The 12,989-nt window shown below is 42.3% G+C and carries 11 protein-coding genes and 1 tRNA gene; 5 read left to right on the top strand and 7 right to left on the bottom strand.

Going from position 1 to position 12,989, the window contains the following annotated elements:
- Both REG_RS08295 and REG_RS08290 read right to left on the bottom strand, forming a co-directional pair.
- Positions 1-1,024 (bottom strand): hypothetical protein (locus REG_RS08295; RefSeq protein ID WP_039908165.1); only part of this gene is annotated, 1,024 nt, incomplete at its 3' end.
- 118 nt (positions 1,025-1,142) lie between these two features.
- Positions 1,143-1,439 carry a hypothetical protein gene (locus REG_RS08290; RefSeq protein WP_006705227.1) on the bottom strand — a complete coding sequence of 99 codons (297 nt, stop codon included), beginning with the start codon at positions 1,437-1,439 and terminating at the stop codon, positions 1,143-1,145.
- A gap of 386 nt (positions 1,440-1,825) precedes the next feature.
- Here REG_RS08290 and REG_RS08285 point away from each other — a divergent pair, with 386 nt between their 5' ends.
- Both REG_RS08285 and REG_RS08280 read left to right on the top strand, forming a co-directional pair.
- Positions 1,826-2,047 carry a helix-turn-helix domain-containing protein gene (locus REG_RS08285; RefSeq protein ID WP_176603496.1) on the top strand — a complete coding sequence of 74 codons (222 nt, stop codon included), beginning with the start codon at positions 1,826-1,828 and terminating at the stop codon, positions 2,045-2,047.
- A gap of 6 nt (positions 2,048-2,053) precedes the next feature.
- The gene (locus REG_RS08280; protein WP_006705226.1) at positions 2,054-2,866 is read left to right on the top strand and encodes a coiled-coil domain-containing protein; all 813 of its coding nucleotides are present in this window, start codon (positions 2,054-2,056) and stop codon (positions 2,864-2,866) included.
- A 79-nt stretch (positions 2,867-2,945) separates the two neighbouring features.
- Here the strand turns inward: REG_RS08280 and REG_RS08275 are convergent, their stop codons facing one another.
- The 4 genes from REG_RS08275 to REG_RS08260 all read right to left on the bottom strand — a co-directional run bounded on the left by REG_RS08275 (position 2,946) and on the right by REG_RS08260 (position 6,686).
- Positions 2,946-3,182, bottom strand: coding sequence for an Lpp/OprI family alanine-zipper lipoprotein (locus REG_RS08275; protein WP_039908164.1), 237 nt, complete (start codon positions 3,180-3,182; stop codon positions 2,946-2,948).
- A gap of 76 nt (positions 3,183-3,258) precedes the next feature.
- Positions 3,259-4,722 carry a pyruvate kinase PykF gene (gene pykF / locus REG_RS08270; protein WP_006705225.1) on the bottom strand — a complete coding sequence of 488 codons (1,464 nt, stop codon included), beginning with the start codon at positions 4,720-4,722 and terminating at the stop codon, positions 3,259-3,261.
- Between the two features lie 352 nt (positions 4,723-5,074).
- Positions 5,075-5,151 (bottom strand) — tRNA-Val (locus REG_RS08265).
- Positions 5,152-5,300: 149 nt separating this feature from the next.
- A complete protein-coding gene (locus REG_RS08260) occupies positions 5,301-6,686 on the bottom strand; it encodes an MATE family efflux transporter (RefSeq protein ID WP_006705224.1) in 1,386 nt (461 codons plus the stop codon).
- Positions 6,687-7,030: 344 nt separating this feature from the next.
- On the opposite strand from REG_RS08260, the gene REG_RS08255 reads away from it, so the two are divergent.
- Both REG_RS08255 and REG_RS08250 read left to right on the top strand, forming a co-directional pair.
- Positions 7,031-7,648, top strand: a complete 618-nt coding sequence (locus REG_RS08255) for a riboflavin synthase (protein WP_006705223.1) — start codon at positions 7,031-7,033, stop codon at positions 7,646-7,648.
- Between the two features lie 145 nt (positions 7,649-7,793).
- Positions 7,794-8,648: a trypsin-like serine peptidase gene (locus REG_RS08250; protein ID WP_141553662.1), complete on the top strand. Its 855-nt coding sequence runs from the start codon at positions 7,794-7,796 to the stop codon at positions 8,646-8,648.
- Positions 8,649-8,659: 11 nt separating this feature from the next.
- Here the strand turns inward: REG_RS08250 and hrpA are convergent, their stop codons facing one another.
- The gene (gene hrpA, locus REG_RS08245; protein WP_260200248.1) at positions 8,660-12,580 is read right to left on the bottom strand and encodes an ATP-dependent RNA helicase HrpA; all 3,921 of its coding nucleotides are present in this window, start codon (positions 12,578-12,580) and stop codon (positions 8,660-8,662) included.
- 182 nt (positions 12,581-12,762) lie between these two features.
- Between hrpA and REG_RS13795 the strand changes: the two genes are divergently transcribed.
- The coding region (locus REG_RS13795) for a hypothetical protein (protein ID WP_039908161.1) at positions 12,763-12,989 on the top strand (227 nt) is incomplete at its 3' end.

Genomic DNA, 12,989 nt, shown 5'->3' with positions numbered 1-12,989 from the left:
ACTTTAAATGAGCTTCTGCTTGTTCAACATGTAAATTAGCCACTTTTAGATTGCAACTATGCATTTCTGTTAAAGCTTTCCATACATATCCATTAGCTTTATCTTTAATCTCCCAACCTTCTTCGCTGTTTGGTTGAATACCTTTAATTTTGTTTTCAATTTTCTTCACTTTTCCTACAAACTCAGCGTAGTTTCCCTTTTCATTCTCTTTAGCCTTTTTAGCTTTTTCATAGGAATCTTTTATTGTTTCAAAACGCTTTTCAGCAACTCTTAGGTTTACAGTACCCTCTTGTTTTAAAGCTTCTGCCGCATCAATAAATTCTTCTCCCATATCCATTATACGTTTGTACAGTAATGGATATGTATGCCGTTCTGCTTCCTCTATATCAGGTTTCTGTTTTGAAAAATCGCCTATAATATCTTGTTGAAAAGCATCTACCTCTTGCATAAACGAGTCTATAGCGGGTAATTTCTCCGCTAAAAGTTTTAAATTATCTTCTGCTGTTTTAGCAAGCGCTTGAGCAACTTTTAGATCGCCACTATTCGCTGCTTTTGAAGCTTTCTCTGCCAAAAGAATAACGCGATCAACCTCGCTTTCAACCTCTCTTTGTATAAATGTGCCATAGGACGAGGACGGATCAAGATTTGTCCTGCTTGAAAGAAGCTCTTTAGCCCCGGTTGTAACTTGCTTCATTTTTGTTACCAACCCAGCGCATTCAACCTTTTCGGCCTCTTCAGCCTTTTCAGCTTGTTGCAAGCGATCCGATTTTCGAGCTTTCATAATCGAGTTTCGAACTTCCATCGCCGTAGGCATGTTATTTCCTGTATCTTTTTTATCTGCTTCATAGCCAGAATCTACGCTCGACGTACGACTTAGAGGAGTTTCACCTATACCAGTTCCCTTAACATTCTGTACTGCTAATGCACCATCACCTGATTGACCGTTAGACTCTACAGATTCCCTGACCTGGCTGCTTTGTGGTATAGGCTGAAGCTGAAGACACGGGCTGGATTGCGGTAACAAACTAGAGACTCTTCCATTATTTGGCTGAGTAGAATTTGACTGAGTAGAGTTAGGTTCTGGCAAACGAGATGGATCTACAGGATCCTTGTTTTTTTGAGGAGTGTTATTTATAGAAATTTTATCTGCATACTGTAAGGGTGGGTGTTCTACCTTTACCAGGCGGATTGGAGGATACGGTGATTCGGATCTCATCCCCTCCGAAATAAGCTATCAATTCACGCACTGGTTGCTGCAGCTCTTTAGTTGCTCCTTCAACAAATGCCTTCTTATGCTTGGTGACTTCAGGAATTGAAGGCCAGCGGCCTTCAGAGCCAACTCTAATTAAATCATCAGGCAATGGATTTCCACTCCCGTTATAAGTAGATTTCTGAGCTTTTGCTATATTAGATAGTGGATAAACGTGACCAATAGTCATATATTATTTCCTTTTTAAAATTTTTTAATTCATTCACTTAGATTATTCATATGAATTAATGACAATAATTGATCGGTATCCTACAGCGTTTATTATTTGTCGCTCTCAAAAAACGCTCCTGTTTTTAGATAGATAATATAAAACGAATATAGAAATATTATATTTTCATCTGTTTTTTATATTAACGTTATATTTTTAAAATCTTTGTAAATGAAAATATAAAATTGATGATTTAATTTATTTTATTCCTCAAAAAATTAAAATAACCCATAGATTATATACATCCCTTGAGTTATTTTTCAACTCAATTTATCATGACCAATATAGCCGAAGCAGTTTAATTTGATTCAAGGCGGAGGAGCACAGACAGTACAATAAGGAGTTAAATGATGAAAAAAGTTAAAGGCATTGCCTATTCTGATATTAAGGCTGAACTTCTTGCTGATCCTGAAATTCATGCGCTTTATATGGCAGAGAAAAAAGAAGAAGAGCTGGAAGAGCTTCTTTTTAAGATGCGTAACAACGCTGGGTTAAATAGTACTCAGGTTGCAAAACGTATGGGGATAACACAACCGGCTATAAGTAAAGTAGTATATCCAATGCTATAAAAAATAGTGGTATATTCACTGCTAAACCAAATACTCCAGATCAATCACCATAGCGCCTCAGAATCTCTTGAATCTGAAAACAAACCCGCTCAGACGCCAATTCAACCCGGAGCTACTGACTCTGGAAATCCGCCGGAAAAAATACTGAGAACTAACTCTAATTCCTCTAATTCCTCTGGCTATTTATCAGACAGTGAATCAGGCAATGAAGATGATGGATTTCCACTTTCAACTTCATCAAACAGCCCAACTCCTGATTCAACAATTGCTAAAAAAGACGAGAAAAAAACGCAAGATTTGCTGAACCCACAGCCTGCCCATTCTTTCGAAGAAAAGCTGCCAACAAAGGATATAATTAACTTTTTTGAAGGAGAAGACCAACTAAGAAAATCAGAACTTGCGAGATTCAGAGCACCAATCAATGAACAACAAAGAAATAAACCGACATCAAGCCTAACTCTGCATCCAACTATGATAATCGAAGATGACAGCTTGACGAAGCTAATCGCTACAAAATTAAACACCGTCCAAAAAAATAAAGAAAGAATATTAGACCAGGAAAAAGAACTGAAAGAATATCAGTCCTCAAAAGCATCATGTGGTGAAAAACTAGATGAACACTACAACGGTTTGGCTCCAATGGAAAATGAAAACGTAATTTTTATGCTAGAGATAATTTCGACTTTAGAAGAGGAAATTAAAACATTAGAAGACAAAATTAAATCACTTAAAGATACTAACAAGAATATAAACGCAGAAATTACACAACACAGAAAAGAAAGAAGCGATCTAAAGAAAAAATATGGCCTGAATTCTTAGACCACTTCAGTTGGTATCAATAAAAACACCATAAAAAAGCGCACTGAGTGCGCTATTATTTACCCTATCCAAAATGAGGTTATTTTCTATAAGAATGGACTTTATTATTCAAACGTTGTTTTTGATGTTCAGTGTCTCTTTTCAGGTCTTGTACCTCAGAACGTACTGTACTCACCTCGCCACTGAGTTGATCTACCTTAGAGTTTAACATCTGAACATCAGAGGACAGCCTCTCAATCTCAGCATGGTTGGAACAACCGGCCAATAGAGTAGAAGATAGTATTATTGTGCCAAAAACAAGTTGCGTCATTTTCATGATTAACACCCTCAGATTAAGTTAATCTTTGTCTAGCGTTATTAAGTATTGCACAAAGTTTTTTTACTATCGTTTTTTACATAGCATTTTTTTCATCCGATAGACGATGAACGGAAGAAGTATTGGTGGTGCCGCTCTCTACTAATGCGCCTGATACCATAATCACGGTATCCTCTTTATCCAAACCTCTAGCCAAAGCGGCTTGTTTGCCTATGCGATAGAAATCATCAGTAGAAGCAATGCTATCAAGACATTGTGGGATCACACCCTTGGTTAAAATAAGCTGACGTGCAGTACGTTCATTGGTTGTCAGCGCTAAAATACAAGCAGTAGGAAAATATTTACGTACCGCTCTGGCCGATTTTCCGCCTTCAGTAGCAACCACTATCAGCTTCGCCCCGAGTTTTTCCGCCATTTCTACCGCGCCACGACAAACGGCTTCGGTTACCCCCATAACATAATCTTTACTCTTCTCGCTCCCCACCCCATTACATTGGCTATCTAATGTTCCAATCCGACTTTTCATAATACGATCTGTTCTCTCACAAATCGTTGCCATCATCACCGCGGATTCAATCGGGTAGGCGCCTTTAGCACTTTCACCTGACAACATCACCGCATCGGTTCCGTCCAAAATGGCGTTGGCCACATCCCCCGCTTCGGCACGTGTCGGCCGTGGATTTTTAGTCATGGAATCGAGCATCTGAGTGGCGGTGATCACCGCTTTACGCGCACGGTTACATTTTTTAATCATCATTTTCTGCGCAACAATCACTTCTTCAATCGGGATCTCCACCCCTAAATCGCCGCGGGCAACCATGATCCCATCTGCTTCTTCTAAAATCTCATCAAAATTATTCAGACCTTCTTGATTCTCAATTTTAGCAATAATTTGGATATGCTGACCTTGATGCTTGTTCAGATGTTCACGTATTGCCTTTACATCATCACGTTTACGGATAAAAGAAGCGGCGATAAAATCAACCTGCTGCTCACAACCAAATTTTAGATCGCAGACATCCTTTGTCGATAGCGCCGGTAACTTAATCGAAACCCCGGGCAAATTAATGCCTTTATTCTCACCTAAATAACCATTGTTTTTTACTTCACACAGCACGGTTTTTTCTGTAATTTCGATCACTTCCATCCTGATCAAACCATCATCAACCAGTACCATATTGCCCACCTTGAGATCAGCGGCAAATCCTGCATAGGTCACTGCTACCCTTTGAGCATTACCTATCACCGTCTGATCAGTGGTAAAAGTAAACTGCTGACCAGTGACCAAAGGGACTTCACTTCCCCCTTCGAGGGTCATGGTGCGGATTTTCAGGGCCTTTAGTATCAAGTAAAATCGCGGCTTTTTGCCAGTTTCTTTGATTATTTCCCGTAGAGTTTCTATACGTTTTTGATGTTCTTCATGATCACCATGGGAAAAATTTAACCGCATCACATCCATGCCTGTATCCAGCAGCTTGGTGAGCATTTCCTTGGGTTCGGTTTTAGGACCGATAGTACAAACAATTTTAGTTTTTTTCATGACGGCTTTTTCTACCCGTTGTAATAATAGATGAGAAGGCAACAGACAGATCCGTTAGCTTATAACCCTTCGCCTTTCAAGTTACGGCGGCGTTGTCTACGGGTGCTCGCCGAATCACGTAGTTGTCTACGCTTATCGGTCGGTCGCCCTGGCCGCCTTGCCGTAACTCGAAATTCATTGGGTATAGACTTAACAAAACGAACGACAGTTTTGCAAAAAGTCTATTGATGCTAATCAAAAGGATCCTGACTAATATGGCTAAGAATAGGTGACAAAGGAAGAAACTGCGCAGAAGAATTTTGTATCACCAGCCAAATTAATATTAAGCTGATTTACATAAATGAATAAAAAATGGTGCGTCCGAGTGGACTCGAACCACCGACCCCCACCATGTCAAGGTGGTGCTCTAACCAACTGAGCTACGGACGCATCAGACGCTGGCGGCGAACGCATGTGGCCAGCGGGAAAAGATACTAACCAGCTACTCGTCTGTTGGCAAGAAGAAAAAGATCATTTCATCATAAAGACAGTTTGATTGCCGCATTTTCATCCGCCATTTCTTAGAGCCCGTTACAAATCTAATGATGCGCAGCACGTTGCAACGTCACCTCTGGCGGCTGTCTTTGCAACCAACGAATACGTAAAAATATCATCACAGCGGCAAAGGTTAACCCGATAACAAAACCAATCCAAAAACCGGTTGGCCCCATGGCCGAAACAACATAATCCGTCAAACCCAATAGGTAACCACTGGATAAACCTAATAACCAATAGGCAATAAAAGTAATAAAAAAAATCGACCGCGTGTCTTTATATCCCCGTAATACACCACTGCCGATAACCTGTACTGCATCGGACATCTGATAAATGGCGGCAAATATCATCAAATGTGACGCCATAATGACCACCGCTGGATCGTCGTTATAAAGCAAAGCAATAGGCTCACGAAAAAAAACAGTCAATATGGCACTCAATGAAGCCAGTATCAAGCCGACAATAAGGCCGGTATAAGCCGAAACCCTCGCTTGTTCTACCTCACCTGCTCCCAGGCAATGACCTACGCGAATCGTCGCTGCAATACCCAGTGACATCGGTAACATAAACACCAAAGAACTAAAACTATGCGCGATTTGATGCCCCGCCACTGCCACAACCCCCAAGGGAGAAATCAGTAAAGCGACAACAGCAAATAAAGTCGTTTCAAAAAATAGCGCCAAGGCAATGGGTAAGCCAAGAAAAGTTAACGTTTTTATCACTTTCCAATCAGGAGAGCTCAACCCCTTGTTTAATTTTAGATCTTGTTGAGAGCCGGCTTGGCTAACATACCAATACATCATCAAAAACATCACCCAATAAACGCTGGCGGTAGCAACACCACAACCGACTCCCCCCAACGCGGGAGCACCTAATTTACCGTAGATAAAAATGTAGTTAATAGTAATATTGATTAACAAACCCAGAAAACCAATCACCATCCCCGGTTTAGTTTTTAGATAATCCTTCGCATTGATTGCGGAAAATCTGAAAAACAAACAGCCCGGCACCCCCCACATGATAGCGCGAATAAAACCTACCGCTTTTTCAGCCAAAATGGGATCAATATTATGCATCATATAAATAATATGATGACTATTATACAACACCAACATCATCAGAATCGCAATAAAACAGGCGAGCCAAAACCCTTGCCTTACCTGATAGGCAATCTGATTTCGACGACCCGAGCCATTGAGTTGTGCAATGGTGGGAGTCAGCGCTAACAACAACCCATTACCGAAAAAAATCACCGGCTGCCAAATGGAAGTCCCAATCGCTACCGCAGCCAGATCCGTGGCACTAAAAGAGCCCGCCATAATGGTATCGACTACCCCCATCGCCGTTTGAGCAACCTGGGTGATAATGACGGGGACTGCAAGTACCATCAAACTGCGAGCTTCAACTTTATATTTTTGATATTTCTGCACCGATTGTACCTATTCAGGTTTTTTATAATAAAAAACGGTTTTTAATCCTTTAATAAAACTTAATCAATTATTTTTATGAATATATCTGTTGCAAAACCAGTATCAGCGAGCATAAAAGATTTCGGATAAACTCTAAAGGATAGATGAGCTTATCAAATACAGTAAAGGATCTCTTATCAGAATTTAATGACGATACTATTTAAGACAAATTGAAGTTAAGACAAACTGAAGCGCTTCATCATAATGGCATTTTTCAGTAGACTTCTTGCGAATAAAACAATAGACCTCTTTCCAAACCTACTTACAGGTTTGGAAAGAGGTCTAATCAACTCAGAGGCACCCTTATGTTTAATGGTATTGTTCAAGGCACCGCGCCGGTAGTCGCCATTAATGGCAGCACAGATTTCCGTACCCATACACTCAGATTTCCATCCGCCCTGTTGCCAGGATTAACATTAGGCGCTTCGGTAGCACATAATGGCTGCTGCTTATCAGTCACTGCCATCGACCAAGATTTAATCAGTTTTGATGTGATAAAAGAAACCCTGCTTATTACCAATCTCAGAGAAATTAACCTCGGGGATGAAGTCAATTTGGAAAGAGCGGTGAAATTGGGAGATGAAATAGGCGGCCATTTGATGTCTGGGCACATTATCTGTACCGCGGAGATTGCCAAAATTTGTAGCACAGAAAATAATCGCCAACTTTGGCTGCGTATTGCCGACAAAAAAATAATGAAATATATATTACAGAAAGGATTTATCGCCATTGACGGCATTAGCCTGACTATTGGTGAAGTAGAAAATAATCGTTTTTGCGTTAATTTGATCCCAGATACCTTAGCCAGAACAACAATAGGAAAAAAACGACTCGCTGATCGGGTGAATATTGAAATTGACGCACAGACACAAGCCACCGTTGATACCGTTGAGCGGGTGTTAAATAAAACGGTGCTAGTATAATTACTGGTGTTGATAAGAGCCGTTCGAAATCTTCTGTACTCGCTGATACTCCGTCAAAAATGAGTTCAAAATGCTCATTTTCGCTTATTCCTCGTCTGAGCGTCGCTCAAGAAGATTTCACATAGACCCTTCGAGGAAGATTAATGTGCTGACTCGTCTCAATAGAAAATTCTTCTACCGCAATATACTGATCAGTTTATTGTCTATTTATTTACAGATCGCCGTGGCTGACACTGCTAAGCCCACTGAGCAAAAAATATTATTTTTTGGCGCAGATGATCGGGTGGCGATAGAGAACAGTGAAAATTGGCCATGGCATGCTGTTGGGCAGCTAGAAACCGCCAGGGGTCATCTTTGTACCGCGACCTTAATTGCGCCCAATTTAGCATTGACCGCCGGGCATTGTTTATTAAGGCCGCCCGGTAAAATCGATCCAGCGATCAGCCTGCGTTTCATTTCACATCAGCAACAATGGCAATATAAGATTACTCAATTAGAAACCTTAGTCGATATCAATTTGAGTAAAAAATTACGCGCTTCGGGCAACGGCTGGACAGTTCCCCCCGCAGCGGCGAAAGAAGATTTCGCCTTGGTTGTATTACACAATACTGAGCGGTCACCGCTTAAACCACTCCCCCTATGGCAAGGTTCGATAGCAGAGCTGAACTTAGCGCTGGCGCGCGCCAAGCATCGAATAACCCAGGCCGGTTATCCTGCCGATCACATCAATTCGCTTTACAGCCATCCCGCTTGTTTGGTCACCGGCTGGGCGCAACAAGGCATTATCGCCCATCAATGTGACACCCTGCCCGGCGATAGCGGTTCACCGCTACTGCTTAAAGATAACGATAATTGGTGGTTAGTCGCTATTCAAAGTTCCGCACCCGCGGCTAAGGATCGCGCTCTGGCCGATAATCATGCCCTAGCAGTAACGGCCATACGCGATAAGTTAAAGACATTAATCAGTAAAAACGCCCGCGAATATACCCACAGCCCTTGATATAGGGAAAATTAATTAATCAATTGAGTCATCAGTTGATCCATAGTCTGCACAATACGTTGCTCTGAGATCCGATAAGCGGTTCCTAATTGCTGCGCAAATAGACTGACACGTAGCTCTTCAATCATCCAGCGCACTGCTTTTACTTCATTATCCTGTTGATGTTGCAGAGGTAATTTATTCATCCATTGTTGCCAGGTGGTCATGATTTGCTGCACGCGCCGCAGGTTCGCCTGATCACGTTGCGGATCGACACGCAATTTTTCTAAACGCTGTTCGATAGCGCGTAAATAACGCAAAATATCGGTTAAACGTTGCCAACCATGATCGCTGACAAACCGCGGATAAATTAAACCCGCTAGCTGCGCTTTAATATCAGCAAAATTCAACGCCAATTTGATATCAAGCTGTCCTTTCAACGGTTTGTTAATTAAAAATACCTGATTCAAGATCTGCTCAACTTGAGTGGCAATCTTTACCACTGTGTCATTAAGCTCTGCTCGAATTTTTTCCTGCAACTGAATAAAATCAGACTGCTGCCACGCGAGCCCGCCATGTTGCGCAATAAGGTAATCTACCCCACAGGCAATACAATCATCGATCAACTCAACCACTTTGCCGTAAGGGTTAAAATAAAGCCCCAATTTGGTTTTGTTAGGCAATTTTTCATGCAGATATTTAATCGGTGCCGAGATATTTAGCAACAGTAAACGGCGCGTCCCTCGCCACATCGCTTGTTGTTGTTGCGATTCAGTTTCAAATAAGCGGATCGCGACACTCTTTTTTTCATCGACCAAAGCAGGATAGGCCTTTATTTCATATCCACCTTGTCGCTTCGCATAACAAGCCGGAAGCGTGCCAAAATTCCAACAAACTAAATTCTTTTTTTCTAGGTTTTTGTCTCCCCCTGCCGACAGGGTTTTTTGCACCTGTTGCTGTAAGTGTTTTTTTATCTCGGCTAAATTTTTTCCTTCACGCACAATGTGGTTTTTATCATCAAGCACCCGAAAGGTGATTTTAAAATGCGCGGGCACCTGCTCCCATTGCCAATCATCACGTGACAACGTCACTCCTGTCATCTGCCGTAATTCGCGCTCAAGCACTTCTAATAAACTTTGTGGTAATCCATTTTGTGGCGGCAAGATCTTCGCCAAAAAAGCATCGGCATAATTAGGCGCAGGAATAAAATGGCGTCGGAGCGATTTCGGTAAGGATTTTATTAACGCGATAATCAGCTCGCGGCGCAGACCCAGTACCTGCCAATCAAAACCTTGATCTGCTATCTGATTGAGAATAGCCAGCGGCAAATGAACAGTGACACCATCGGCATCACTCCCGGGTTCAAATTGATAAGAAAGCGGTAACGTCAATGCCCCTTGTTGCCAAAAATCAGGGTGATCCGTGAAATCAATATGATTAGCCCCTTCTTTTACCAGCATGGTTTTTTCAAAATTAAGCAATTCAGGTTCAATTTTGCGCGCTTTCTTCCACCAGCTATCAAAATGACGGGCTGAAACAACATCAGCGCCGATCCGCTGTTCATAGAAAGTAAACAAGGTTTCATCCGTCAACCAAATATCGCGGCGACGAGATTTATGCTCCATGGCTTCCACTTCCGCTAACAATTGCAAATTAGCGTGGAAAAAAGCATGGCTGGTTTGCCACTGCCCTTCCACCAAGCCATGACGGATAAATAATTCTCGACATAATGGCGGATCAATAGCGCCATAATTTATTTTGCGTGACGCCACAATAGGCAAACCGAATAAGGTTACCTTCTCATTGGCCATCACCGCCCCTTGGCTTTTCTCCCAATGCGGATCACTATAATGGTATTTCACCAAATGAGGCGCCAAAGGCTCAATCCATTCGGGTTCGATGCGCGCTGCGATCCGCCCCCAGAGGCGACTGGTTTCTAAAAGCTGAGCCACCATGATCCATTTCGGTGGTTTTTTAAAAAGTTGCGACGCGGGGAAAACAGCAAAACGGGCACTATGTGCCCCGGTAAATTCCATTTTTTCACTATCTTTTTGACCAATATGCGATAACAGCCCGGTTAACAAAGCACTGTGCACAGTACGATGATCCGCTGCGACCGTATTAACAGGTAGCCTCAATAGTTTTACCGTTTGGCTCAGTTGACGATGAATATCTTGCCACTCACGTAAGCGCAGATAACTTAAAAAATCACGGCGGCATAATTGACGAAATTGCCCGGAAGACAATGTTTTTTGCTGTTCAAGCAGGTGATCCCACAAATGAACAAAACTTAAAAAATCAGAATTTTTATCGGCAAAACGACGATGCTTTTCATCCGCCGCTTGCTGTTTATCTAATGGCCGTTCACGCGGATCTTGAATAGATAGCGCTGAGGCGATGATCATCACCTCACGCACACAGGCATTTTTTTGCGCCGCTAACACCATCCGCGCTAAACGTGGGTCGATCGGCAACTGGGCTAATTGACGCCCTTGCTTTGTCAATTGCTGATGACCATTATCAGCAGTGCGGATCGCCCCAAGTTCGACCAGTAAACGGACGCCATCTTGAATGTTACGTTTATCGGGAGGATCGATAAAAGGAAACGCCTTGATATCCCCCAAACCAATCGCCGTCATCTGTAAGATCACTGACGCTAAATTGGTACGTAAAATTTCTGGTTCGGTAAACGGCGGGCGTGATAAAAAATCCTGCTCTGAATACAACCGAATACAGATCCCTTCAGAAACACGCCCACAACGGCCTTTACGTTGATTAGCCGAGGCTTGTGATATCGCTTCTATCGGCAGACGTTGAACTTTGGTGCGAAAACTGTAACGACTAATACGTGCATAGCCCGGATCAATCACATATTTTATCCCTGGCACCGTCAGAGAAGTTTCAGCAACGTTAGTCGCCAATACAATGCGTCTCAACATCGCGTCACGGCTCGGATGAAAAACGCGATTTTGTTCGTGATGGGATAAACGCGCATACAACGGCAACACCTCAGTGTGCCGTAGATTTTGTTTTTTCAAGGCTTCCGTGGTTTCATGGATCTCAAGCTCAGCGCTCATAAAAATTAAAATATCACCGGGCTTTTCCCGTTCCAATTCATGCACTGCATCGACAATCGCCTGCAACTGATCTCGATCACGCTCATCGCCCTGATCAACTATTGGACGATAGCTGACATCAACGGGATAAGTGCGGCCAGACACTTCAATGATCGGCGCGGCATAAAAATGGCGTGAAAAGCGTTGAGGATCGATGGTGGCAGACGTAATGATCAGTTTTAAATCGGGACGTTTGGGTAACAATTGGCGTAAATAACCTAAAATAAAATCAATATTCAGGCTGCGTTCATGCGCTTCATCGATAATCAAGGTTGTCATATTGTCGCAACCATCGATCTTGCTGAATTTCGGCGGTAAAATACCGTCCGTCATCAGCTTAACCCGCGTATTTTCCCCAACCTGATCATTAAAACGCACTTTATAGCCAACATACCCCCCGACGCAGGTTTTTAATTCTTCGGCGATACGCTGAGCGACCGTCCGCGCCGCCAAACGCCGTGGCTGAGTATGACCGATCAGCCCTTTGATACCACGCCCCAATTCCAAGCAGATTTTAGGCAATTGTGTGGTTTTACCTGATCCCGTTTCCCCGGCAATCACCAACACTTGATTTTCATCTAACGCACGGCAAATTTCTTGCCTTCTTTGACTAATCGGCAAATCTTCTGGATAAACTATGGCGAAGCCACTCGCCTGCCGCTGGCTAATACGTTGTTTGGCATGAACGATATCACTGGCTATTTCGCTGACGACCTGTTGTTGAATATCGAAATCTTTTATTTTATTGGCGGCTTGCAATCGACACCGTAAGCGATGTTGGTCACACAGCATTAGCTCATTAAGTTGAGCGAATAATACTGCGAAAGAAAATTCCACGTTTTTTACGTCCTTAGGAGCCTTATATTATCTTCGTATGTTAACACGGCCCCCTTGATGTTTCGAAAGCATCGATTCCAGACGGAAGCATTTTTTCATCACAGGTTAGTGACAATTGTTTAATTTCTAATAATATATATAATTAAGTTATCATATTTTATTAATCTAATGAGAATTATTCTATGCTAGAAGCCATAAAATCTTACCTTCCGTCATTTATATCTCATTATTTATCTACTGAATTCGAGCTATTTCTCAGACAAGAACTCGCGGAAAAATTCAAATATAATGATGTACCTGAACAATGGATAACATTTCTGAACCGTATTGATCAAATGCTGGTCTCGCTGGACAGTCCTTTATGTGATTTGGCAGGACAATTGCTGTTATGCGATGAAGCTAAACTTAA

The sequence above is a fragment of the Candidatus Regiella insecticola LSR1 genome (genome assembly GCF_000143625.1).
Taxonomy (GTDB): Bacteria; Pseudomonadota; Gammaproteobacteria; order Enterobacterales; family Enterobacteriaceae; genus Regiella; species Regiella insecticola.
Note: the sequence above shows the minus strand (reverse complement) of the source record. Positions and strands in the feature narration are given on the sequence as shown.